Genomic DNA, 22,991 nt, shown 5'->3' with positions numbered 1-22,991 from the left:
CCATTCGCAGACCTTTTAAAGCAGCCGCGCCCACCAAGGACGGCCCGCGCTCCAACCGCGACATCCGGGTTCCCCGGGTCCAGCTCATCGACGCCGACGGCCAGAACCGCGGCGACGTCTCCATCAACGAAGCGCTCCTGGCTGCCGAAGAGGCCGGCCTCGACCTCGTCGAAATTTCCCCCAATGCCACGCCGCCCGTCGTCAAGATCCTCGACCTCGGCAAGCTGAAATACGCCAACCAGAAGAAGGCGGCCGAAGCGCGCAAGAACCAGCGGGTCATCGAGATCAAGGAGATCAAGATGCGCCCGAACATCGACAGCCACGACTACGAGGTGAAGATGAAGGCGGTGCGCCGCTTCTTCGAGGAAGGCGACAAGGTCAAGCTGACGCTGCGCTTCCGCGGCCGCGAGATGGCGCATATGGAACTCGGCATGCAGCTCCTCAACAAGGTCCGTGAGGAAGTCGCAACGATTGCCAAGGTCGAAGCCGAGCCCAAGCTCGAAGGTCGCCAGATGATGATGGTGCTGGCGCCACGCTGATGCCGCAATGCCCCGGCATGAGCCGGGGCCGGCATATCCTTGCATGGTGGGGCGCCTAGCGGCCGGGCCTTTCAGGCGGGCCGCTCGCGTTTGGGTTGGCATGAATTCACGGAACAGGAACGGGCTGGGGCATTACCAGCGCATGCGCAGGCTCGTGCTTGCGGTGATGGTCGTCGCGATGTTCGCGGCATTGCTCTTCGGCCAGTCCTCCTTCCCGCCCGACACCACGTTCCACGAGGTCGTGGAGATGCTGGGCATCCTGATGATCTTCCTGGGTGTCGTCGGGCGTCTCTGGTGCACGCTCTACATCGGCGGTCGCAAGTCGGACGAAGTGGTGACCGGCGGCCCCTATTCGGTGACCCGCAATCCGCTCTACGTGTTCTCGACACTTGCCGCGGCCGGCGTCGGCGCCCAGATGGGGTCCATCGTCGCCACCATCGGCTTTGCGCTTTTGTGCGCAGGCGCCTTCCACGTCGTCATCCGGCGCGAGGAGCGTTATCTCGCTTCCGAATTCGGCGCCGAATACCAGAGCTACCTCGCTCGCGTGCCCCGCTTCTGGCCGAAGCTGTCGCTCTACCGGGAGGGCGATACGGGAAGCTTCAGGCCGAAGCTCCTGCTCAACACGCTGCTGGACGGACTCGTCTTCCTGGTGGCGCTGCCGGTGTTCGAGCTGATCGACCATGCCCAGATCACCGGCGCGCTGCCGGTACTGTTTCGCCTCCCCTGAGGCCGCGGATTCATTGCGCTTGCGGCCCTTTCTGGGTGTTGCGCTGCGTCGAACTTCCGCGTATATAGCCGCGTCCCAGAACCGCCCGGCAGGGCATGCCGTGGCGGTTTCATTTGCTTTTCGGGCTTTGGTCGGCCTGAAAACAACAACATGAAGGGATTTCGAGGCACCTCCGGGTGCTGCGGGATTCCCGAAGAACGGAGTAGCAAAATGCCCAAGATGAAGACCAAATCGGCTGCCAAGAAGCGGTTCAAGGTAACCGGCACTGGCAAGGTCCTGGCGCAGGCCGCTGGCAAGCGTCATGGCATGATCAAGCGCACCAACAAGTTCATTCGCGATGCCCGCGGCACGATGGTTCTGGCTGAACCGGATGCCAAGAAGGTCATCAAGAATTTTCTGCCGAACGGCCTCTGAGCCCGGCCAGCGTTTTAAGGAGATCATGACATGGCACGCGTCAAAAGGGGCGTAACCGCCCACGCCAAGCACAAGAAGGTTCTCGAGCAGGCCAAGGGTTTCTACGGCCGCCGCAAGAACACCATCCGCATTGCCAAGCAGGCGGTGGAGAAGTCGAAGCAGTACGCCTATCGCGACCGCAAGAACCGCAAGCGCAACTTCCGCGCCCTGTGGGTCCAGCGCATCAACGCCGCCGTTCGCGAGCATGGCCTGACCTACGGCCGCTTCATCGACGGCCTGAACAAGGCGAACATCGAGATCGATCGCAAGATCCTCTCCGATATGGCCATCCACGAGCCGCAGGCTTTCGCCGCTCTCGTCGCCAAGGCCAAGGTCGCTCTTGAGTACCTCAAGAACACCACCCCGAACGCTTTTGAAAGCGCTGTCGCGTAAAGACCAGCGCTTCCCAAGCTTTCTGCATTGTGATTTGGGAAACCCGCGCTGGCAGGGCTAGCGCGGGTTTTTTCTTTTAGGCCGCAAGTCAACTGAAGGTGGATTGTCCGCCGAGAACGCGATGATCCGCCGTTTCGAATAGGTTCGTTCATGAACGCCAGCAGCCACGATCTAGGATTGCTCGAAGCATCGCTTCTGGCAGAAATCGCCTCCGCCGCCGACGAGCAGGCGATCGAGGCGGTGCGCGTCGCCGCCCTTGGCAAGAAGGGCTCGGTCTCGGAAATGCTGAAGACCCTCGGCGGCATGAGCCCCGAGGAGCGCCAGACCAAGGGCCCCGCCATCAACGGGCTCAAGAACCGCGTCACCGACGCGCTCGCCGCCCGCAAGGGCGAACTTCGCGATGTGGCGATCACCGCCCGCCTCGCCGCCGAGACAGTCGACGTCACCTTGCCGGTGCGCCAGTCGCCGGCCGAGCGCGGCCGTATCCACCCGATCAGCCAGGTGATCGACGAGATCGCCGCGATCTTCGGCGACCTCGGTTTCTCGATCGCCGAAGGTCCCGATGTCGAGACCGACCACTACAATTTCACCGCGCTGAACTTCCCCGAAGGCCATCCGGCGCGCGAGATGCACGACACCTTCTTCTTCCCGCCCGTCGAGAGCGGCGAGCGCAAGCTTTTGCGCACCCACACCTCGCCGGTGCAGATCCGCACCATGGAGACGCAGAAGCCGCCGATCCGCATCGTCATCCCGGGCAAGACCTATCGCCAGGATTCGGACGCGACGCACTCGCCGATGTTCCATCAGGTCGAGGGTCTGGTGATCGACAAGACCGCCAACATCGCCAACATGAAGTGGGTGCTGGAGGAATTCTGCAAGGCGTTCTTCGAGGTGCCCTCGGTCAAGATGCGCTTCCGTCCGTCCTTCTTCCCGTTCACCGAGCCGAGCCTCGAGGTCGACATCCAGTGCGATCGCTCGCGTCCCGGCGAAGTACGTTTCGGCGAAGGCAACGACTGGATGGAGATCCTCGGCTGCGGCATGGTGCACCCCAACGTGCTGCGCTTCGGCGGGCTCGATCCGGACGAGTACCAGGGCTTTGCCTGGGGCATGGGCATCGACCGCATAGCCATGCTGAAATATGGCATGCCGGACCTGCGCGCCTTCTTCGACGCCGATGTCCGCTGGCTGCAGCACTACGGTTTCCGCCCGCTCGACATGCCGACCCTGTTCGGTGGCCTGAGCGCATGACCCAGGCCGCCGACCGATATGCCGGTGCGGTGACCTTCGCTTTCGGCGACACCCCGGAGCTCGCGGATGAGCTTCTGGCGCTGGTGCTGTCGGGCAAGAAGACCGCGACCTGCGGCGCCTTGCGCGACTATGGCGGTGCCGAGCCGGTGCCGGAGGTCGGCCGCAGGGATGTCGTGCTCGACGGTGAGGGTCGCCGCGCCGCCGTCATCGAAACCGTCGAGGCGATCCAGCGTCGCTTCGACGAGGTCGATGCCGAGTTTGCTGCCGCGGAAGGCGAGGGCGACCTGTCCTACGAATACTGGCGTGATGCCCACGAGGCCTATTTCGCCCGCAATGGCGGCTTTTCGCCTGACATGATTTTGGTTTGTGAGCGGTTCCGGCTGGTGGAAGTGCTCGACCGCAACGACACGAAACGAGTGAACCCATGAAATTCACGCTCTCTTGGCTCAAGGATCACCTCGATACCGACGCCACGCTCGACCAGATCGTCGAGCGGTTGACCTCGATCGGCCTCGAAGTCGAGTCGGTCGACGACAAGGCGGCGCTCAAGCCCTTCGTCATCGCCAAGGTGCTAACGGCGAGCCGTCACCCGGACGCCGACAAGCTGCAGGTGCTGACCGTCGACACCGGGACGGGCAACCCCGTCCAGGTCGTCTGCGGTGCGCCCAACGCGCGCGCCGGCCTGATCGGTGCCTTCGCAGCCCCCGGCGCCTACGTTCCCGGCATCGATGTCACCCTGTCGGTCGGCAAGATCCGCGGTGTCGAAAGCCACGGCATGATGTGCTCCGAGCGCGAGCTGCAGCTGTCGGACGAGCACAACGGCATCATCGACCTGCCGGCCGATGCGCCCGTGGGTACGTCCTACGCCGCCTACGCCCATCTCGACGACCCGGTCATCGAGATCAACCTGACGCCGAACCGTCCCGACGCCACCAGCGTCCATGGCATCGCCCGCGATCTGGCGGCCTCCGGCCTCGGCACGCTCAAGGACGGCGCGGTCGCAGCCATCGCCGGCGAAGGCGACTGCCCGGTCAAGGTGTCGATCGAGGCGCCGGAGCTCTGCCCGGGCTTCGCGCTACGCCTGGTGCGCGGCGTCAGGAACGGCCCCTCGCCCAAGTGGATGCAGCAGCGCCTGCTGGCCATCGGCCTGCGCCCCATCAACACGCTGGTCGACATCACCAACTACGTCACCTTCGACCGCGGCCGCCCGCTGCATGTCTTCGACGCCAGGAAGGTCGCCGGCAACCTGGTGGTCCGCCGTGGCCGCGAAGGCGACAAGGTGCTGGCGCTCGACGGCCGCGAATATGCGCTGACATCGGAGATGTGCGTCATCGCCGACGCCAACGGCGTCGAATCCATCGCCGGCGTCATGGGCGGCGAGCATTCGGGCTGCGACGAGAACACTACCGACGTGCTGATCGAGTCCGCTCTCTGGGCGCCGCTCAACGTCGCCCGCACCGGCCGCACGCTCGGCATTATCACCGATGCGCGCTACCGCTTCGAGCGCGGCGTCGACCCCGAATTCATGGTTCCGGGCGTCGAGCTGGCGACGAAGCTGGTGCTGGAGCTCTGCGGCGGCCAGCCGACGAAGACCGATGTCGTCGGCTACGCCGGCCATGAGCCGAAGGTCGTCTCCTTCCCGCTCAGCGAGGTCAAGCGCCTGACCGGCATCGAGGTCGATAAGGCCGAGAGCCTCGATATCCTGACCCGCCTCGGCTTCGGTGTCGTGGGCAGTGGCGATGTCGTCGACGTTTCGGTGCCGTCCTGGCGTCCCGATGTCGACGGCAAGGCCGACCTGGTCGAAGAGGTCATGCGCATCCACGGCGTCGACAACATCGCGCCGCAGCCGCTCGGCGCGCATGACGCCGTCAACGGCAAGATCCTGACCACGCTGCAGATCCGCACCCGCTCGGCGCGGCGCGCGCTCGCCGTGCGCGGCATGATGGAGGCCGTCACCTGGTCGTTCATCCCGGCCAGGCACGCCGAGCTGTTCGGCGGCGGCCAGGAGAGCCTGAAGCTGTCGAACCCGATCGCATCAGACATGTCGGACATGCGTCCATCGCTGCTGCCCGGACTGATGGCGGCTGCCCAGCGCAACGCGGACCGTGGCCTGGGCGACGTCGCCCTGTTCGAGGTCTCCGGCACCTATGAGAACGACACGGCCGAGGGCCAGCGTCGCGTCGCCGCCGGCGTCCGTCGCGGCACCGCCAAGCTTGAAGGTTCTGGCCGCAACTGGTCGGGCAATGCGGGCAATGTCGGCGTGTTCGACGCCAAGGCCGACGCGATCGCGGCACTCGAAGCCTGTGGCGCACCGGTCGACCGCCTGCAGATCGAGACCGGCGCTCCCGCCTGGTACCACCCGGGCCGCTCGGGTGTGATCAAGCTCGGCCCCAAGGTCGTGCTCGGCACCTTCGGCGAGTTCCACCCGAATACGCTCGAAGGCCTCGACGTGTCGGGCCCGCTCTGCGGCTTCGAGGTCTATGTCGATGCCATCCCCGAGCCCAAGGCCAAGCCGACCAAGACCAAGCCTAGGCTCGAACTGTCGCCGTTCCAGGCGGTCAAGCGCGACTTCGCCTTCGTCGTCGACAAGGCCGTCGAGGCCGGCACGCTGACCCGCGCCGCCCTTGGCGCCGACAAGAAGCTCATCACCGGCGTTTCCGTCTTCGACGTCTTCGAGGGCGCTGCGCTCGGCGAGGGCAAGAAGTCGGTCGCCATCGAGGTCACCATCCAGCCGGTCGAAAAGACGCTGACCGACCAGGATTTCGAGGCGCTTGCGGCCAAGATCGTCGACAACGTCAAGAAGCAGTCCGGCGGCGCGCTCCGGAGCTAGAGCATTTTGCAGCCAAGAGGGATCGCTTGGCGTCGCAAAAATGCGGCGAAAACAAACGGATAGAGCGGCAGCCCGGATTTTTTCGGGCGTCCGCCGCTCTAGCCGCCCTCGGGGAGGAGCATGGAGCATCTTCGCTACAAGGGCCTGCCGTTCGAAGACCAGCGGCAGGTTCTGCTCGATATCCTCCTCGCCGATCCGATCGTCCGCCCCGCGCTCGCGGCGGCCGAGACGCTCGGCCTGCCCCAGTGGATGCTGGTTTCGGGCGCGCTCTACAACAGCGTCTGGAACCATCTGACCGGCCGTCCGGTCGGTCACGGCGTCCGCGACATCGACCTCTTCTACTTCGACGGCTCGGACCTTTCCTGGGAGGCCGAGGACGCCGTCATCCGCCGTGGCAATGACGCATTTGCGGATCTGCCGCTGCCGGTCGAGATCCGCAACCAGGCCCGCGTCCATCTCTGGTTCGAGGACCATTTCGGCTCGCCGCGCGCGCCGCTGGGATCCAGCGCCGAGTCGCTTGAACATTTCGCCTCGCGGACGCATGCCGTCGGCATCGCCCTCGTCGACGGCGCGCCAGAGGTCTGGGCGCCCTTCGGTCTCGACGACATCTTCGCCTTCCGGCTCACGCCCAACCACCGCAACGACAACCGCGCCACCCACGAGGCCAAGGGCCGGCGTGCCAGAGAGATGTGGCCCGAGGTGACCGTCGTCGACTGGTAGGCTGCTGTCCCGGGACGAAATCCGTGGCAGATTCGTTGTGCCACGGAGGTGCCGTCGATGCTGCGCAACACCACTACCCGCTATGGCTGGGCCGCGATCGTCTTCCACTGGCTCGTCGCACTGGTCTTCATCGGCCAGTTCGCGCTCGGCCTGGCGATGATCCGAGTGGCCAGCCAGCGCACCTCCTTCGAGCTGATCCAGCTGCACAAGTCCTTCGGCTTCCTGCTGCTCGGGCTGGTGCTGATCCGCATCGGCTGGCGTCTCGGCAATGCCAGGCCGGAGCTGCCGGCCGAGGTCGGGGCGATGGAACGCAAGGCAGCGCCTGCCGTCCACCTTGCGCTTTACGCCGCGCAACTCGTCGTGCCGCTGTCCGGCTGGGTGCTGGTATCGGTCTCTGTGCTCGAAATCCCCTCGATGCCGTTCAACCTGTTCGTCATGCCGCATCTGCCTCTCGGCGTTTCCGAGCAGGCCGAGACCTTCTGGATCTTCGGCCACCGCTGGCTCGCCTATCTCGGCATGGCCCTGGTGGCGCTGCATTTCCTGGCGGCCCTGCGGCATCATTTCTGGTTGCGCGACGCGGTCATGGCGAGGATGATCTCGCCTTCGCTCGGCCGCGGGGACCACGGTCCGGAATAGCGGCGGCACGAGATTCGTTCACTGCCTGTGCGGTTGGATCTAGCCGCACCGACAGGGAGTGCCGAGGCAATGATCACAACACGCTTGGGGCTTGCAGCATTCCTCGCCGTCATCAGCGTCGTCGGGAGCGCCGGGGCGGTGGCACTTTCCGATGCCGCCGGGCGCTACGCCATTTCCGCCGACGGTTCGGCCATCCGTTTTGCCATCGGTAAGGTTGGCGGCGGCGGACTGAACGGCGCCTTCGGCCGTTTCAAGGGCTCCATCCGTATCGACGGCGGCGACATCGGGCGGTCGCGCGTGGACCTGACCATCTTCCCCGACAGCGTCGGTACCGGTGAGGGCCGCGTCGATGCCTTCCTCAAGTCGGATGCGGTCTTCGATACGACCAACGAGCAGGAAATCGTCTTCCGCTCGACCAGCGTGACGCGCACCGGCGAAAACACCGCGATGATCACCGGTCGCCTCACCGCCAGGGGACGCACGTTCACCGAGAAATTCCAGGCCGAGCTGCAGAGCCTCAATGGTCGCCAGATCCGCTTCCATGTCAGCGGCAAGGTGCTGCGCTCGCGCTACCAGATGGATGTCGGTACGCCGATCTATTCGAACATCGTCGCCTTCGACATGGAGTTCACCGGCCGCCGCAGCTGATTGGCCTTAGCCGAATCTCCACTGGAATTTGGCAGCCGCATCGGCCAACATCGGGCGCGGCCGTGACGGCCGATCGCATTGCCAGCCAGTCGTGGAGGCCAGATGTTTCGTTGGGGCGTACTATCCACCGCCAAGATCGGACGCGACCATGTCCTGCCGGCGATCGCCGATTCCGACAACGGCGTGGTCGCGGCGGTCGCCAGCCGCGATCTCGGCAAGGCCAGGGCGCTCGCCGACCGTTTCGGTGCTCGCCACGCCTTCGGCTCCTACGAGGACCTGCTCGCTTCGGATGCGGTCGACGGCGTCTACATCCCTCTGCCCACCTCGCAGCATCTCGAATGGGCGGCCAGGGCAGCCGAGGCCGGCAGGCATGTGCTGGTCGAAAAGCCGCTGGCGCTGAAGGCAGACGACATCGCGCCGCTGATCGCCATCCGCGACCGCAGCAAGGTGGTCGTGTCCGAAGCCTTCATGGTCACCTACCACCCCCAATGGCACAAGGTGCGCGACCTGATCGCCTCGGGCACCATCGGCAGGCTGCGCCACGTCCAGGGCGCGTTCTCCTATTTCAACGTTGACCCCGACAACATGCGCAACAAGCTCGATCTCGGCGGCGGCGCCCTGCCCGACATCGGCGTCTACCCAACCGTGACGACGCGGTTCTCGACCGGCAGGGAGCCCCTGCGCGTGCAGGCCAGCATCGAGCGCGACAAAAAGTTCGGTACCGACATCTATTCGAGCGTGCGCGCCGATTTCGGCGAGTTCGAGCTGTCCTTCTACCTGTCCACCCAACTCGCCAACCGCCAGCTGATGGTCTTTCACGGCGACAAGGGCTTCATCGAAGTGCGCTCGCCCTTCAATGCCGGGCTCTACGAGCATCACCGCGTCGAACTGCACAATGCCGGCCACACCGAGGCCACCGTGTTCCGCTTTCCCGGCACGCAGCAGTACAGGCTCGAGGTCGAGGCCTTCGTGCGCGCGGCGCAGGGCGGTAAGGACCGCGTATTCTCGCTGGAAGAGTCGGTGCTCAACCAGAAGGTCATCGACGCCATCTTCCGCGCCGGCGAGCACGACGGCTGGGAGACTGTGTAGCGGCGCTTCCACGGCGTGCTGGGCCACGGACCGGCCGGATCGGCGGTGCCGGATGCGCATTCCTGGCACGACCCCCCTGCCGCAAAGACTATCGTGGCGCGGCGCGCGGTGCCGACAAAATTGATCCTGGGACCTCTCAAGTTGTCCTTCCTGATCTCAGCTTGACAGCGAGCGCTGTTGAAAATCGGCTGGAGAGGGAAAGTCGCAGCTCAAGCATTCCAGGCGGTGTTTCCGTTTGTTCTATAAATGTTCTTGTCTTGGATAATTTTTTATGCTTGTCTGAAGAAAGGATATGGCCGTGTGCCTGGGGCAGGGCCACGCTCATCCATCGAACGGGAGGGCAGCATGGTTTCACGGGTTCGCACGGTCGCGTTCCAGGGCATCGAGGCGGTTCCGGTCGATGTGCAGGTGATGGTCGCACCGGGCAAGGCCGGCATGCAGATCGTCGGCCTTCCCGACAAGGCCGTGGCGGAGAGCCGGGAGCGCGTGCAGGCGGCGCTGCATGCATCGGGGCTATCGATGCCGCCCAAGAAGGTGACGGTCAACCTCGCGCCGGCGGATCTGCCCAAGGAAGGCAGCCACTATGACCTGCCCATCGCCCTCGGCCTGATGGCTGCGCTGGGGGCCGTGCCGGGCGACGCGCTTGCTGCCTACATCGTGTTGGGCGAGCTTTCGCTTGATGGCACCATAGCGCCGGTGGCCGGCGCGCTGCCGGCCGCGATCGGAGCAAACTCCGAGGGCAAGGGCCTGATCTGCCCCTCGGCGTGCGGGCCGGAAGCGGCATGGGCAGGGACCGACATCGACATTCTCGCGCCGCGCAGCCTGATTGCCCTGGCCAACCATTTTCGTGGCACGCAGGTGCTGTCGCGACCCGAGCCGGGCATCCGCGCGCCGTCGGCCGGGTTGCCGGATTTAGCGGATATCAAAGGCCAGGAGACCGCCAGGCGCGCGCTCGAGGTGGCGGCGGCCGGCGGGCACAATCTCCTGATGGTCGGTCCTCCGGGCGCCGGCAAGTCAATGCTGGCGGCGCGCCTGCCGTCGATCCTGCCGCCGCTGTCGCCCAGGGAACTGCTCGAAGTGTCGATGATCGCTTCGGTGGCGGGTGAACTGGCCGAGGGACGGCTCACCGACCGCCGGCCGTTCCGGGCACCGCATCACTCGGCCTCAATGGCGGCGATGGTCGGCGGCGGGCTGCGCGCCCGCCCCGGCGAGGTTTCGCTTGCTCATCACGGCGTGCTGTTCCTGGACGAGCTTCCCGAGTTCTCGCCGCAGGTTCTCGATTCGCTGCGCCAGCCGCTCGAGACCGGCGAATGCATGATCGCGCGCGTCAACCACCGCGTCACCTACCCTGCCCGCATCCAGCTCGTCGCCGCCATGAATCCGTGCCGCTGCGGCATGGCGGGCGAGCCGGGCTATCGCTGCCTGCGCGGCGCGCGCTGCCAGGCCGATTACCAGGCGCGCATTTCCGGCCCGCTGCTCGACCGCATCGACCTGCGCATCGAAGTTCCGGCGGTTTCTGCCACCGACCTCATCCGTGGCGCCAGATCGGAAGCGAGCACGCAGGTGGCGGTGCGCGTCGCCCGTGCCCGTGCCGTGCAGCGGGAGCGCCTGGAGAGGCTCGGTGCGACGAACGCCACGACCAACGCTCAGTGCTCTGCCGGCCTGATCGAGGATATCGCCGTCCCCGATGCCGGCGGGCTGGCGCTGCTCAGGGATGCGAGCGAGAAGCTCGGCTTCTCGGCCCGCGCCTATCACCGGGTACTCAAGGTCGCGCGTACGCTCGCCGATCTCGACGGCAGCGACGGCGTGGGCCGCATCCACCTGGCCGAGGCGATCTCATACCGCATCGCTTCGGAGCGGATGGCGCAGGCGGCGTGACTTGCGCCGGTCGCAGTCAGCTTGTCGCGAAGGGCTTGTGTACCCTGCAGCGTTGATCGGGCCATGCTCCGGCGAGGTGCCGGAGCCGAAGGTTGAAGCCAGCGAGACCTGGAGCAATTCCAGGAAAAGCGCGCAGCGGTTTTCCGTCCGGAATTGCGCAAAAACAAAGAGATGGAGCGTTTCCGCGTTTCGAAGAAAAGCGGAGATGCTATGGTCCGGACGCGGTCGCGCGCCTGCCCGCATGCGCAGGCGTCGGAGCCTGGGCTATCCGCCCACGGCGGCCTTCGCACACAGAAAGGAAGCTGCCGAGCCTACTTGACCGAACCGACCAAGGTTGCCTGGCCTTCGCGGATGGATACCCAGCGGCCCGTGTTCTCGGTCGACTGCCGCTTGAGGAAGCGGTATCCCGTCTCGTCCCACTGGCGCACCAGGTCCGTCAGGTTGTCGAGCACGAAGTCGCCCTTGGTGGTCCGCACGGTCAGCACTGCATGCCCTTCGCCGTCCGGCTTGCGCACGACCGTGATCAAGAGGTTGGACAGCGACACGCCTTCCTGGCTGAGCGTGCGGCGCTTCTCGAGCACATAGTCCTCGCAGTCGCCCTGGCCATTTTCGGGATAGGTCCAGAACTCGTCGCGGCCGTAGATGTCGATATCGTTCATCGGCTTGATCGCGGCGTTGACGGCCACATTGATGGCGACGAGCTTGCGCCACAGGTCGCCGTTCATCTGCTCGGGGCCGGAGTCACGCTCTTTGATCGAGCATTCGGCCGGGTTGATGCGGCAGAAATCGTAGTGGCCGATGGGCTGCGAGGTCAGTCCCCCCGTCACCATCGGCTGGGCCGCGTTCGCCTCGCCGCCAGACAGCAGGGCCACGGCCGCCATGCCTACCATAACTCCGGCACGCACTGCCGCGCACCGCACGCCTGCTGCGGAAATCATTGCCCCGCTCGCCCCTTCGTATCGTTAACAAAACGTTAAGGTCGAGGGGCATCGGGAGTCAATCGGAGCCCGAAACAGTTTGCAGACATGGTTACCGGGGCGGCCGTGGCGCGACTATTGTGCAACAGAAACGCCAAGGCCCGGCGATCGGGCGCCGGGCCTCGCTGTGGAAAACTCAGAGCAAGTCCAGAAAAAGTGCGGAGCGGTTTTCCGTCCGGAATTGCGTCAAACCAAGGATATGGAGCGTTTCCGCCATTCGTGGAATAGCGGAAACGCTCTGGGCGTGGTCGGCTCAGGCCTTGGCTTCGCGAACCAGCCTCGGCTTGGCGTTCTTGCGCGCGGCCGCGCCGTAGCTCGCCATGAAGTCGACGATACGCGGCACGATCTCGGCGCGGAAGCGCGAGCCGTTGAAGACGCCGTAGTGGCCCACGGCCGGCTGCATGTAGTGCGCCTTCATCTCGTCGGGGATGTTGATGCACAGGTCGTGCGCGGCCTGCGTCTGGCCCAGGCCCGAGATGTCGTCGTTTTCGCCCTCGACCGTGAACAGCGCGACGTTGCGGATCGCCGCCAGGTCGACCGGCTGCCCCCGATGGGTCATCTCGCCCTTGGGGAGCGAGTGACGCATGAACACGGTCTCCACCGTTTGCAGGTAGAATTCGGCGGTCAGGTCCATCACCGCCAGATATTCGTCGTAGAAGTCCCGGTGCTTCTCGGCGCTGTCGCCATCGTTCTTCACCAGGTGCATGAAGAAGTCCTTGTGGGCGATGATGTGGCGGTCGAGATTCATGGTCATGAAGCCCGAAAGCTGCAGGAAGCCCGGATAGACGTCCCGGGAGAAGCCCGGCGCCGGCCACGGCACCTGCGTGATGACGTTGTCGCGGAACCAGTCGATGTCCTTCTTCTCGGCCAGCAGGTTCACCGCGGTGGGGTTGCGGCGCGTGTCGATGGGCCCGCCCATCAGCGTCATGGTCGCCGGAGCAAAGCGGTCGCCGCGGGCCTCCATGACCGCCACCGCGGCCAGGACCGGCACGGAGGGCTGGCAAACGCCCATCACATGCGTGTCCGGCCCGAGCATGTGGAACATGTCGATGACGTAGTCGATGTAGTCGTCGAGGTCGAACTTGCCTTCGCTCACCGGCACCATCCGGGCATCGGTCCAGTCGGTGATGTAGACGTCGGCATGCGGCAGCATCGCTTCCACGGTGCCGCGCAGAAGCGTCGCATAGTGGCCGGACATCGGCGCCACGATCAGGAGCTTGGGGTCGGGGCGGCGTCCCGCGGGCAGGGCGCGCTCGAAATGGATCAGCTTGCAGAAGGGCCGCGACCAGACGATACGCTCGGTCACGGCAGCCGGCTTCCAGTCGACAACCGTCTTGTCGAGGTCGAATTGCGGCTTGCCGTAGCGCCTCGTCGTGCGCTCGAACAATTCGGCCATCGCCGCTACCGAGCGGCCGAGCGGCATGTGCGCGAACGGGTTGAGCGGGTTCGAGTAGAAGAGCCGCACGGCATCGGCATAGGCACGCGCCGGCTGCAGGGCCGCATGCGTCGATTCATAGAGCTGGTAAAACATGCTGTCCCATCCGGTCATCGGGGCGGCGAGCCGGCATGGGGCCCGTCATGCAGTGCAGCGAGGTTAACAAACATCTGCTGCGATGCAATATCTCATGCTCCGAGAAACGGGCCCATCTTTGGTCCAAACTGTTGAAAATACGTTTCCAATGCGCGCCGCCGGCTTAGCATGCGAATGCTTCGATTTTGTGCAGTGCCAAAGGAACGGGCAAGCGCGGTCGCCGGATCGCGGGCCCCTACCCGGCCCTCAGGACCAGAAGCTGATGGTGTTGGGGTCAGACACCTTCGACCAGCAAGATCTCGCCGTCGGCGAATTGCTGGCGGATCGACTTGGCGTGCTGGTACTCGGGCGAGAAGTAGCAGTTGCGGGCGTCTTCCATCGAGGCGAACTCGATGATGACGTTGCGCCCCCGGCCCGGCCCCTCGACTGCCTCATGGGCGCCGCCACGGGCGATGAACCTGGCGCCGAAGCGCTCGAAGGCCGGCCTGGCGGCCGCGACATAGCCCTTGTAGCCCTCGGGGTCGCGCACGTCGACGCGTGCGATCCAGTAAGCCTTGGTCATTTGTTTCTCCCCGAGTTCAGTCTTCAGGCTTGCGCCATCTCCTCCAGGATAGCCTGGGCGGCGGCCCGCCTGTCAACCGCGCCGACGATCGGGCGGGCGACGACGAGGTGGCTCGAGCCGCTGCGGATGGCATCGGCGGGCGTGACGACGCGCTTCTGGTCGCCGTGTTCGGCGCCGGCGGGGCGGATGCCCGGAGTTACGACCGCCATGTTCGGCCCGACGATGCGGCGCACGGCCGAGGCCTCGCTGGCCGAGCAGACGATGCCGCCCATTCCAGCCTGCAGGGCCTGCTCCGCCCGACGCAGCACCAGCGTGTGCGGGTCGTATTCATAGCCGGCGTCGATCATGTCCTGTTCGTCCATCGACGTCAGCACGGTGACGGCGAGCAGGCACAGGTCGCTGCCCCTGGCGGCTTCCACCGCAGCCCGCATGGCCTTGGGATAGGCGTGCAGGGTCAGCATGGTCATGCCCATCTTGGCAATGTTCTCGACGCCCTTGGCCACCGTGTTGTCGATGTCCAGAAGCTTCATGTCGAGGAAGACCTTCTTGCCGCCGCTCGCCAGCTCGCGGGCGAAGTCGAGCCCGCCGGCAAAGGCGAGCTGGTAGCCGATCTTGTAGAAGCTGGCGGTGCCGTCGAGATCGCGCACGACCTGTTCGGCTTCCCTGACCGTGGGCACGTCGAGCCCGACGATGAGACGGTCGCGCATCGCTTCAACGGTCATGCTTCCACCCGCGTCGACATCGTTGTCGCCCTTTCCCATCGATATACGGCAAAGCCATTCCATCGGCGTGCCCCACCAAGGCGCGCCGAGGTGTCGGGTATAGGCAATGCCCAGTCAAATCAAGGCGCGGTTCAGTGCTTGCGGCGGCGGTAGACCCACAGCTGCGCCGGCGGGATGTTGCGGAAGACGAAATCGAGATGTTCGATGACGTAGTCGCCCTGGCCGGGCGGCACCGGCGACTTCGGACCATAGGTGATCTGCACGATCGGCCGACCGGCGGGAATGCGGTCGAGCAGGTCGTTGACGTACTTGACCCGTTGCTTGACCGGAAAGTTGAGCAGCGGCACGCCGGAAACGACCGAATCGAACTTCTGGCCCTTCAGGGCGCCCAGCGTGTCGTCGAGATTGAAGGCGTCGCCTTGGATGACGTTGACGCCGGGATAGAGGCGATTGAGGTGGCGGACGAAATCGGCCGAATATTCAACCGCATAGAGGTTTTCCGGTCGCACGCCGCGGGCCAGGATGGCTTTGGTGATGACGCCGGTGCCTGGCCCGAGTTCGAGCACGGGCAGGCCCGAACGCAGGTCCACCACCGAAGCCATGCGGCGGGCGGTGATCGAACTGGTCGGCACGATCGAGCCGACGGTCTTGGGCTTGTCGATCCAGCCCTTGAAGAACTTCAGCTCGTCGTCGAACTTGGCTGCAAGGGTTTTGCGTATTCCGGAACCGCGTAGCATCGCTTGGATCTCCTCACCCCTGCTGCCGGAGAAATACCAGCAACTCGGATCATGGCAAGCCCAAAGCCAACTCAATTTACGTTACGGCAGCGGTAAGCTTCACTTATCCCCGAAGGACTCGAAGAAATCCTTCATCCGCGAGAAGAACCCGCTCGATTGCGGTGAGTTCTCGGTCGAGGACAGCTTCTCGAATTCCTCCAGTAGCTCGCGCTGCCGGCGCGTCAGGTTCTGCGGCGTCTCGACGGCGGTCTGGATGTACAGGTCGCCGATCTGCGGCTGGCGCAGCACCGGCATGCCCTTGCCCTTGAGGCGGAACTGGCGGCCGTTCTGCGTGCCTTCGGGAACCTTGACGCGAGTCTGGGTGCCGTCGAGCGTCGCCACCTCGAAGGAGCCGCCGAGCGCTGCCGTGGTCATCGAGATCGGCACCTTGCAATAGAGGTCGGCGCCGTCGCGCTGGAAGAATTCGTGCGGCTTGACCGATAGGAAGATGTAGAGATCGCCGTGCGGCCCGCCGCGCAGGCCGGCCTCGCCCTCATTGGCAAGGCGGATGCGTGTCCCGTCCTCGATGCCGGCGGGGATGTTGACCGAGAGCGAGCGCTCCTCGACCGTGCGGCCCTGGCCGGCGCACTTGCCGCAAGGGTCCTTGATCGTCTGGCCGCGGCCTTGGCACTGCGGGCAGGTGCGCTCGATCGAGAAGAAGCCCTGGCTCGCCCGTACCTTGCCGTGGCCCTGGCACATCGAGCAGGTCACCGGCTGGGTGCCGGGCTTGGCGCCGGAGCCGTTGCACTCGGTGCAGGAGGCGGAGGTCGGCACGCGGATCTGCGCGGTCTTGCCGGCAAAGGCCTCCTCGAGCGTGATTTCCATGTTGTAGCGCAGGTCGGCACCGCGCTCGCGGCCGTTGGACGAGCGGCGACGGCCGCCGCCGCCCATCATGTCGCCGAAAATGTCCTCGAAGATGTCGGCGAAGCCGCCTGCGCCGAAACCGCCACCGCCGAATCCGTTGGCGCCCATGCCGCCATTCTCGAAGGCGGCGTGGCCGAAACGATCATAGGCCGCGCGCTTCTGCGGGTCCTTCAGCGTCTCGTAGGCCTCGTTGATTTCCTTGAACCTGTGCTCGCAGGCATCGTCGCCCGGATTGCGGTCGGGATGGAACTGCATGGCGAGCTTGCGGAAGGCCGACTTCAGCTCCTTGTCGTCGGCGCCCTTCTGAACGCCCAGCGTTTCGTAGAAATCAGCTTTCATATCTTCCCGCTGCCCGGACGCTCAATGTCTTGTGGCATTGTTTGCCGGTGTTGTGGCGACAGGCTTCGATTTAGTGAGCCGGGGGCCGCAATGCCAGAGTTTGCACGGCATTCGCCGCATTTTTTCGCTTCAGGTTGCAAAAAAGCCCGGCCAAACCGCCGGGCTTCCTTGTCAGAGCCTCGAAACCGGCACTTAGGCCGACTTCTTCTTGTCGTCGTTGTCGTCGATCTCTTCGAAATCGGCGTCGACCACGTCGCTGTCCTTGGCCGCGTCGGCCGCGGCGTCGGATTCGGCCGCTTCCTTCTGCGAAGCCTCGTACATCGCCTGGCCGAGCTTCATCGAAGCTTCGGCAAGGGCCTGCGACTTGGCGTTGATCGCCTCGGCGTCGTCGCCTTCGACGGCGGTCTTCAGCGCTGCGATCGCATCGGAGATCGCGGTGCGGTCGGCTTCGGTGACCTTGTCGCCATATTCCTTCAGCGACTTCTCCGAAGAGTGCATCAGACCCTCGGCCTGGTTGCGCGCCTCGACCAGTGCGCGGCGCTTCTTGTCGGCCTCGGCGTTCGATTCGGCGTCCTTGATCATCTTCTCGATGTCGGCGTCGGAGAGGCCGCCAGATGCCTGGATGCGGATCTGGTGCTCCTTGCCGGTGCCCTTGTCCTTGGCCGAGACGTTGACGATGCCGTTGGCGTCGATGTCGAAGGTCACTTCGATCTGTGGCACGCCGCGCGGTGCGGGCGGAATGCCGACGAGGTCGAACTGGCCGAGCATCTTGTTGTCGGCGGCCATTTCGCGCTCGCCCTGGAAGACGCGGATGGTCACCGCGTTCTGCGAGTCCTCGGCTGTCGAGAAGACCTGGCTCTTCTTGGTCGGGATCGTGGTGTTGCGCTCGATCAGGCGGGTGAACACGCCGCCCAGCGTCTCGATGCCCAGCGACAGCGGGGTGACGTCGAGCAGCAGCACGTCCTTGACGTCGCCCTGCAGCACGCCGGCCTGGATGGCGGCGCCGAGAGCCACCACCTCATCGGGGTTGACGCCCTTGTGCGGCTCCTTGCCGAAGAACTGCTTCACGATCTCCTGGATCTTGGGCATGCGGGTCATGCCGCCGACCAGGACCACTTCGTCGATCTCGCCGGCCTTGAGGCCGGCATCCTTCAGCGCTGCCTTGCACGGATCGATCGTGCGCTGGACGAGGTCGTCGACCAGCTGCTCGAACTTGGCGCGCGAAAGCTTCATCGTCAGGTGCTTCGGCCCTGAGGCATCGGCGGTGATGAAGGGCAGGTTGATCTCGGTCTGCGACGCCGACGACAGCTCGATCTTGGCCTTCTCCGCAGCCTCCTTGAGGCGCTGCAGGGCCAGCTTGTCGTTCTTCAGGTCGATGCCCTGTTCCTTCTTGAACTCGGCCGCCAGGTACTCGACCAGGCGCATGTCGAAGTCTTCGCCGCCGAGGAAGGTGTCGCCGTTGGTCGACTTCACCTCGAACACGCCGTCGCCGATCTCCAGCACGGAAATGTCGAACGTGCCGCCGCCAAGGTCATAGACGGCGATGGTCTTGCCGTCCTTCTTGTCGAGGCCGTAGGCGAGTGCCGCAGCCGTCGGCTCGTTGATGATGCGCAGCACTTCCAGGCCGGCGATCTTGCCGGCGTCCTTGGTGGCCTGGCGCTGTGCGTCGTTGAAATAGGCCGGAACGGTGATGACCGCCTTCTCGACCTTCTCGCCGAGATAGGCTTCCGCCGTTTCTTTCATCTTCTGCAGGATCATCGCCGAGATCTGGCTGGGCGACTGCTTCTTGCCGCCGGCTTCCACCCAGGCATCGCCGTTGTCACCCTTCACGATGTGATAGGGGACCAGCTTCTTGTCCTTCTCGGTGACCGGATCGTCGTAGCGGCGGCCGATCAGGCGCTTGACCGCGAAGACGGTGTTTTCAGGATTCGTGACCGCCTGGCGCTTGGCCGGCTGGCCGACGAGGCGCTCGCCGTCGCCGCTGAAAGCGACGATGGACGGGGTCGTGCGCGCGCCTTCCGCATTCTCGATAACCTTCGCGTCCTTGCCGTCCATGACGGCGACGCAGGAATTGGTCGTTCCCAGGTCGATGCCGATAACTTTTGCCATTTTAGCACTTCTCTCCGCTTAGCAGGCTCTCTGGACCCATTGAGGCGTTCCGTCGAGAGCCCCTTGTCACAAGAAATTCCGCTCCGGATGCCGGATTTCCGGGCCGAAGCGGTGTTGCGGCGTATATAAGAACAGGCTTCTGACAGCGCAAGCGTTCCGAAACTTTCCATTCCGGGGGACTCGGCAAAAGCCTGCCGCGCACTCATATTCTGCCCATGGGCGAGCTTCGTTCAATCAACCTATTCGAGCATCGCCGCAACCGGGCCCTGAACACGTTGCAGACCTGGCTGCTCGGCGCCGGCAGCCTGCTTTTGCTCGCAGTCACCGCCTGGGCCTTCGGCGGCGGCACCGGCATCCTCTATGCCGTCGTCTTCGGTGCCGTGTCGATGTGGGCGGTTCGCCGCATCAGCCCGCAGATGGTGCTGTCCATGTACAAGGCGAGGCAGGTGATCCCTGCAGATTTTCCTGCCGGCTTCCGCATCGTCGAGGAGCTTGCCCGCCGCGCCGAACTGCCGGCCGTGCCGAAGCTCTATGTCATCCCGTCCAAGATGATGAACGCCTTTGCCGTCGGCCGCCGCGACGATGCGGCCATCGCCGTCACCGACGCGCTCGCCCGCAACCTGACGCCGCGCGAACTAGCCGGCGTGCTCGCCCATGAGGTCAGCCACATCGCCCATGAGGACGTGAAGGTCATGGCCTTCGCCGACATGGTGTCGCGCTTCACTTCCTTCATGTCGACCGTCGGCCTGATCTCGCTGTTCTTCAACCTGGCCGGCTTTGCCGGAGGCTTCCGCGCGCAGGTGCCGTGGCTCGCCGTGCTGGTGCTCCTTGCCGCACCCACGATAGGCGGCCTGCTGCAGATGGCGCTTTCGCGCACCCGCGAGTTCGATGCCGACCTGGGTGCCGTGACACTCACCGGCGACCCGGACGGGCTTGCCTCGGCACTGACCAAGCTCGAACGCGCGCAGGGCAGGGTGTGGGAAAACATCTTATTGCCGAGCGGGCGCATCCCCGATCCCTCGATCCTGAGGACCCATCCGCTCACCGCCGACCGCGTGGCCCGGCTCAGGGCCCTGAAGTCGGCGGATATCGCCGCCGAGGCCGGCGACCTGCCGCGCACCCGGCGGCCTTCGATGGTGCCGAGGATCCGCGCCCATCCCGGCACCTATCTGCCGCATGGCGCGCGCGGCTTCATCAACGCCGCCAACACCGACTTCGCCGACGACACGCGCCCAGCCTGCGGAGGCCCGCTGAACCCGCCCGACGGCGGCCCGCGCATCCGCGTCACCCGTGGCGGCGTCTGGTGGTGAATTTGCCGGTGGCCGCTATCTGGCCCGCTTCGCCTCCACGGCGTCCCAGAACAGCGCCGCGATATCGGCGCCGCCGAAACGCTTCACCTCGCGGATACCCGTGGGAGAGGTGACGTTGATCTCGGTCATGTAGTCGCCGATGACGTCGATGCCGACGAGGATGAAGCCGCGCTCGCGCAGCGACGGGCCGATTGCCGCGCAGATCTCGCGCTCGCGCGCCGTGAGTTCGGTCTTCTCGGCGCGGCCGCCGACATGCATGTTGGAGCGGCTGTCGTGCTCGGCCGGCACGCGGTTGATGGCGCCGACGGGCTCGCCGTCGATCAGGATGATGCGCTTGTCGCCCTTGCGCACGTCCTTGAGGTAGCGCTGGACGATGTAGGGCTCGCGGAACATCTGGCCGAACATTTCGAGCAGCGAGGCGAGATTCCGGTCGGCCTCGTGCAGGTGGAAGATGCCGGCGCCGCCATTGCCGTAGAGCGGCTTGACGATGATGTCGCCGAATTCCTTGCGGAAGGCGGCCACTTCCTGCGGATCCTTGGTGATCAGCGTCTCCGGCATCAGGTCGGCGAATTCGGTGACGAAGATCTTTTCCGGGCTGTTGCGCACCCAGGCCGGGTCGTTGACGACGAGCGTCTTGGGATGGATGCGTTCGAGGATGTGGGTGGTGGTGATGTAGTTCATGTCAAAGGGCGGATCCTGGCGCAAAAGGATCACGTCCATTTCCGACAGGTCGGTGCGCACCGGCTCGCCGAGCGAATAATGGTCGCCCTTGATGTCGCGCACCTCGAGCTTCTCGAGGCGGGCGAAGACCTTGCCGTCGCGCATCGAAAGCCGGTCGGGCGTGTAGTGATAGAGTTCGTGGCCGCGGCGCTGCGCCTCGAGCGACAGTGCGAACGACGTGTCGCCTGCGATCGAGATGGTTGCAATGTGGTCCATCTGGACGGCGATCTTGAGCGGCATGGAGGTCTCCGGCGCGGCTGTCGGTGGTCGATGCGCACTGCCGTGTTGCGGCGGCGCTGGTGATGGCGAGGATGTAGCGATTTGCCTGCCTTATGCAATGGTCGGGCGCTCGCTCGCCTCGCCATGGCTTCTCACCCGCGGCTGCATCCGCCCTCAATCAGGCGGTTCGAATCGCTGGCGAAGGGCGCTCGACTCGTGCCCGCACCGATGAAACCGATTTCGACACCAGTGTCGAAATCCAGACGGAGCTGCATTTTGAATACAAATTCTAAACGGTTGGATGCCACTGTCCGCCGAAACACCTTATCGAGACAGAGACGAGCATGTCATTCGGCGTTGGTCACGCGGACAGGGACACGGATCAGGCATTCACCGACGCCTTGACCGGGCTCGGCAACCAGCGCCGCTTCCATGACAAGATCGAGCGGCTGATCGACGACCGCGCGGAGGATCCCGCCCCCTTCACCGTCGGCATTCTCGACCTTGATGGCTTCAAGCCGATCAATGACCTGTTCGGCCACCGGGCCGGCGACGATATCCTCGTGCAGGTGGCGATGCGCTTGAGGGCGGCGTCCGACGGCTATTCCGCTGTGGCGCGTATCGGAGCCGACGAGTTCGCTTTCCTCTATCCCCTGGTGTTCAGCGAGGAAGCGGCGGCCGACAAGGCGCGCATGCTGATCGAAATCTTGTCCGCGCCCTATGATCTCGGCGAGCGCACCGCGCGCCTGTCGGCCTCCGTGGGCTGCTCGCTTTTCCAGTCGACCGAGGACACCACCGAGACGCTGATGCGCAAGGCGGAGACGGCGCTCTACCACGCTAAGCGCTCCGGCCGCGGTCGCGTCGTGGTCTATACCCGCGAGATGGAGGAGGCGGCCAAGCGCGTCACCCGCATCGAGCAGGCGCTGCGGCGCGCCGTGGCCGCCGGCGAAGTGACGCCGCATTTCCAGCCGATCGTCGATCTCAGCACCCGCCGCACCATCGGCTTCGAGGCGCTGGCGCGCTGGACCGACCGTGATCTCGGTTTCGTCTCCCCGGCGGTGTTCATCCCAATCGCCGAGGAACGCGGCATCATCGGGCCGCTGTCGCAACTGGTGCTGCGCAAGGCGGCGGAAGCGGCACGCAGCTGGCCCCAGGACATGTTTCTGTCTTTCAACCTGTCGCCTTCGCAACTGGTCGATCAGAATACCGGGCTGCACATCCTGTCCATTCTCGAGCGCACCGGCTTCGATCCGCGCCGGCTCGAGATCGAGATCACCGAGACCGGCCTGATGACCGATCCGGTTTCGGCCGAGAAGATCGTCGAGGACCTCCGCCGCGTCGGCATCCGGGTGTCGCTCGACGATTTCGGCACCGGCCAGTCGTCGCTCGGGCGCCTGCGCGAATTCCGTTTCGACAAGCTCAAGATCGACCGGGCCTTCGTGGCGTCGATCCTCGACGACCGCCCCTCCGAACACATCATCCGCGCCATCCTCGCCATGTGCGAGGGCCTCGGCATGGATGTCGTCGCCGAGGGCATCGAGAAGGAGGCCCAGGCCGAGAGGCTGATGCAGTTCGGATGTGCCGGCGGGCAGGGCTATCTGTTCGGCCGCCCGGTCGATGCCGATGCCACGCTCGGCTACCTGCGCGAGGCCCACCGCGGCGCGGCCTACGCCAAGGCGATCTGAATCCGGTGCGCCGGAG

22 protein-coding genes are annotated in these 22,991 nt (G+C 65.1%); 14 read left to right on the top strand and 8 right to left on the bottom strand.

Annotated elements, in window-relative coordinates:
• Positions 1–2 precede the first annotated feature (2 nt).
• The 12 genes from infC to PV773_RS07215 all read left to right on the top strand — a co-directional run bounded on the left by infC (position 3) and on the right by PV773_RS07215 (position 11,161).
• Positions 3–539, top strand: a complete 537-nt coding sequence (gene infC / locus PV773_RS07270; RefSeq protein WP_347965817.1) for a translation initiation factor IF-3 — start codon at positions 3–5, stop codon at positions 537–539.
• A gap of 100 nt (positions 540–639) precedes the next feature.
• Complete coding sequence (locus tag PV773_RS07265) at positions 640–1,266, top strand: isoprenylcysteine carboxylmethyltransferase family protein (protein WP_347965697.1); 627 nt, start codon at positions 640–642, stop codon at positions 1,264–1,266.
• Positions 1,267–1,476: 210 nt separating this feature from the next.
• Positions 1,477–1,680: a 50S ribosomal protein L35 gene (gene rpmI / locus PV773_RS07260; protein ID WP_347965696.1), complete on the top strand. Its 204-nt coding sequence runs from the start codon at positions 1,477–1,479 to the stop codon at positions 1,678–1,680.
• A gap of 30 nt (positions 1,681–1,710) precedes the next feature.
• Positions 1,711–2,112, top strand: coding sequence for a 50S ribosomal protein L20 (gene rplT / locus PV773_RS07255; protein WP_067955711.1), 402 nt, complete (start codon positions 1,711–1,713; stop codon positions 2,110–2,112).
• Positions 2,113–2,262: 150 nt separating this feature from the next.
• Positions 2,263–3,360, top strand: a complete 1,098-nt coding sequence (gene pheS / locus PV773_RS07250) for a phenylalanine--tRNA ligase subunit alpha (RefSeq protein ID WP_347965695.1) — start codon at positions 2,263–2,265, stop codon at positions 3,358–3,360.
• Complete coding sequence (locus PV773_RS07245; RefSeq protein WP_347965694.1) at positions 3,357–3,788, top strand: ASCH domain-containing protein; 432 nt, start codon at positions 3,357–3,359, stop codon at positions 3,786–3,788. The genes pheS and PV773_RS07245 overlap by 4 nt, the downstream gene beginning before the upstream one ends.
• A complete protein-coding gene (gene pheT, locus PV773_RS07240; protein WP_347965693.1) occupies positions 3,785–6,190 on the top strand; it encodes a phenylalanine--tRNA ligase subunit beta in 2,406 nt (801 codons plus the stop codon). Before PV773_RS07245 ends, pheT begins: the two co-directional genes overlap by 4 nt.
• 120 nt (positions 6,191–6,310) lie before the next feature.
• A complete protein-coding gene (locus PV773_RS07235) occupies positions 6,311–6,910 on the top strand; it encodes a nucleotidyltransferase family protein (protein WP_347965692.1) in 600 nt (199 codons plus the stop codon).
• A 48-nt stretch (positions 6,911–6,958) separates the two neighbouring features.
• Positions 6,959–7,546 carry a cytochrome b gene (locus PV773_RS07230; protein WP_347965691.1) on the top strand — a complete coding sequence of 196 codons (588 nt, stop codon included), beginning with the start codon at positions 6,959–6,961 and terminating at the stop codon, positions 7,544–7,546.
• Between the two features lie 69 nt (positions 7,547–7,615).
• Complete coding sequence (locus PV773_RS07225) at positions 7,616–8,194, top strand: YceI family protein (RefSeq protein WP_347965690.1); 579 nt, start codon at positions 7,616–7,618, stop codon at positions 8,192–8,194.
• A 102-nt stretch (positions 8,195–8,296) separates the two neighbouring features.
• Positions 8,297–9,283 (top strand): Gfo/Idh/MocA family oxidoreductase, encoded by a 987-nt coding sequence (locus tag PV773_RS07220; protein WP_347965689.1) that lies wholly within the window; start codon positions 8,297–8,299, stop codon positions 9,281–9,283.
• 345 nt (positions 9,284–9,628) lie between these two features.
• A complete protein-coding gene (locus PV773_RS07215; RefSeq protein ID WP_347965688.1) occupies positions 9,629–11,161 on the top strand; it encodes a YifB family Mg chelatase-like AAA ATPase in 1,533 nt (510 codons plus the stop codon).
• Positions 11,162–11,472: 311 nt separating this feature from the next.
• On the opposite strand, the gene PV773_RS07210 is transcribed toward PV773_RS07215, so the two are convergent.
• The 7 genes from PV773_RS07210 to dnaK form a co-directional block, all read right to left on the bottom strand.
• Positions 11,473–12,042 (bottom strand): transglutaminase-like cysteine peptidase, encoded by a 570-nt coding sequence (locus tag PV773_RS07210; protein ID WP_347965687.1) that lies wholly within the window; start codon positions 12,040–12,042, stop codon positions 11,473–11,475.
• Between the two features lie 349 nt (positions 12,043–12,391).
• Positions 12,392–13,669: a polyhydroxyalkanoate depolymerase gene (locus PV773_RS07205; RefSeq protein WP_347965686.1), complete on the bottom strand. Its 1,278-nt coding sequence runs from the start codon at positions 13,667–13,669 to the stop codon at positions 12,392–12,394.
• A gap of 274 nt (positions 13,670–13,943) precedes the next feature.
• Positions 13,944–14,231, bottom strand: a complete 288-nt coding sequence (locus tag PV773_RS07200) for a DUF1330 domain-containing protein (protein WP_347965685.1) — start codon at positions 14,229–14,231, stop codon at positions 13,944–13,946.
• A 23-nt stretch (positions 14,232–14,254) separates the two neighbouring features.
• Positions 14,255–14,953 (bottom strand): orotidine-5'-phosphate decarboxylase, encoded by a 699-nt coding sequence (gene pyrF / locus PV773_RS07195; protein ID WP_347965684.1) that lies wholly within the window; start codon positions 14,951–14,953, stop codon positions 14,255–14,257.
• 131 nt (positions 14,954–15,084) lie between these two features.
• Positions 15,085–15,690, bottom strand: coding sequence for a phospholipid N-methyltransferase PmtA (gene pmtA / locus PV773_RS07190; protein ID WP_347965683.1), 606 nt, complete (start codon positions 15,688–15,690; stop codon positions 15,085–15,087).
• A 99-nt stretch (positions 15,691–15,789) separates the two neighbouring features.
• Complete coding sequence (gene dnaJ, locus PV773_RS07185) at positions 15,790–16,932, bottom strand: molecular chaperone DnaJ (RefSeq protein ID WP_340038504.1); 1,143 nt, start codon at positions 16,930–16,932, stop codon at positions 15,790–15,792.
• Between the two features lie 192 nt (positions 16,933–17,124).
• Positions 17,125–19,041, bottom strand: coding sequence for a molecular chaperone DnaK (gene dnaK, locus PV773_RS07180; RefSeq protein ID WP_347965682.1), 1,917 nt, complete (start codon positions 19,039–19,041; stop codon positions 17,125–17,127).
• Between the two features lie 215 nt (positions 19,042–19,256).
• Between dnaK and PV773_RS07175 the strand changes: the two genes are divergently transcribed.
• Entirely contained in the window at positions 19,257–20,351 is a 1,095-nt protein-coding gene (locus tag PV773_RS07175) for a zinc metalloprotease HtpX (RefSeq protein ID WP_347965681.1), read from the top strand.
• Between the two features lie 15 nt (positions 20,352–20,366).
• On the opposite strand, the gene gshB is transcribed toward PV773_RS07175, so the two are convergent.
• Positions 20,367–21,311: a glutathione synthase gene (gene gshB, locus PV773_RS07170; protein WP_347965680.1), complete on the bottom strand. Its 945-nt coding sequence runs from the start codon at positions 21,309–21,311 to the stop codon at positions 20,367–20,369.
• A gap of 323 nt (positions 21,312–21,634) precedes the next feature.
• Between gshB and PV773_RS07165 the strand changes: the two genes are divergently transcribed.
• Positions 21,635–22,975: an EAL domain-containing protein gene (locus PV773_RS07165; RefSeq protein ID WP_347965679.1), complete on the top strand. Its 1,341-nt coding sequence runs from the start codon at positions 21,635–21,637 to the stop codon at positions 22,973–22,975.
• Positions 22,976–22,991: the final 16 nt, after the last annotated feature.

It is taken from the genome of Mesorhizobium sp. CC13 (assembly GCF_039907765.1).
In the GTDB taxonomy this organism is placed as follows: Bacteria; Pseudomonadota; Alphaproteobacteria; order Rhizobiales; family Rhizobiaceae; genus Aminobacter.
The sequence above is the reverse complement of the archived record's forward strand: the minus strand, read 5'-3'. Positions and strand labels throughout refer to the sequence as shown.

Bases quoted from the DNA above. Each gene is read 5' to 3' on its own strand.
- PV773_RS07265 (WP_347965697.1), top strand. From the start codon at position 640: ATGAATTCACGGAACAGGAACGGGCTGGGGCATTACCAGCGCATGCGC.
- rpmI (WP_347965696.1), top strand. From the start codon at position 1,477: ATGCCCAAGATGAAGACCAAATCGGCTGCCAAGAAGCGGTTCAAGGTA.
- rplT (WP_067955711.1), top strand. From the start codon at position 1,711: ATGGCACGCGTCAAAAGGGGCGTAACCGCCCACGCCAAGCACAAGAAG.
- pheS (WP_347965695.1), top strand. From the start codon at position 2,263: ATGAACGCCAGCAGCCACGATCTAGGATTGCTCGAAGCATCGCTTCTG.
- PV773_RS07245 (WP_347965694.1), top strand. From the start codon at position 3,357: ATGACCCAGGCCGCCGACCGATATGCCGGTGCGGTGACCTTCGCTTTC.
- pheT (WP_347965693.1), top strand. From the start codon at position 3,785: ATGAAATTCACGCTCTCTTGGCTCAAGGATCACCTCGATACCGACGCC.
- PV773_RS07235 (WP_347965692.1), top strand. From the start codon at position 6,311: ATGGAGCATCTTCGCTACAAGGGCCTGCCGTTCGAAGACCAGCGGCAG.
- PV773_RS07225 (WP_347965690.1), top strand. From the start codon at position 7,616: ATGATCACAACACGCTTGGGGCTTGCAGCATTCCTCGCCGTCATCAGC.
- PV773_RS07220 (WP_347965689.1), top strand. From the start codon at position 8,297: ATGTTTCGTTGGGGCGTACTATCCACCGCCAAGATCGGACGCGACCAT.
- PV773_RS07215 (WP_347965688.1), top strand. From the start codon at position 9,629: ATGGTTTCACGGGTTCGCACGGTCGCGTTCCAGGGCATCGAGGCGGTT.
- PV773_RS07210 (WP_347965687.1), bottom strand. From the start codon at position 12,042: ATGGCGGCCGTGGCCCTGCTGTCTGGCGGCGAGGCGAACGCGGCCCAG.
- PV773_RS07205 (WP_347965686.1), bottom strand. From the start codon at position 13,669: ATGTTTTACCAGCTCTATGAATCGACGCATGCGGCCCTGCAGCCGGCG.
- PV773_RS07200 (WP_347965685.1), bottom strand. From the start codon at position 14,231: ATGACCAAGGCTTACTGGATCGCACGCGTCGACGTGCGCGACCCCGAG.
- pyrF (WP_347965684.1), bottom strand. From the start codon at position 14,953: ATGACCGTTGAAGCGATGCGCGACCGTCTCATCGTCGGGCTCGACGTG.
- pmtA (WP_347965683.1), bottom strand. From the start codon at position 15,690: ATGCTACGCGGTTCCGGAATACGCAAAACCCTTGCAGCCAAGTTCGAC.
- dnaJ (WP_340038504.1), bottom strand. From the start codon at position 16,932: ATGAAAGCTGATTTCTACGAAACGCTGGGCGTTCAGAAGGGCGCCGAC.
- dnaK (WP_347965682.1), bottom strand. From the start codon at position 19,041: ATGGCAAAAGTTATCGGCATCGACCTGGGAACGACCAATTCCTGCGTC.
- PV773_RS07175 (WP_347965681.1), top strand. From the start codon at position 19,257: ATGGGCGAGCTTCGTTCAATCAACCTATTCGAGCATCGCCGCAACCGG.
- gshB (WP_347965680.1), bottom strand. From the start codon at position 21,311: ATGCCGCTCAAGATCGCCGTCCAGATGGACCACATTGCAACCATCTCG.
- PV773_RS07165 (WP_347965679.1), top strand. From the start codon at position 21,635: ATGTCATTCGGCGTTGGTCACGCGGACAGGGACACGGATCAGGCATTC.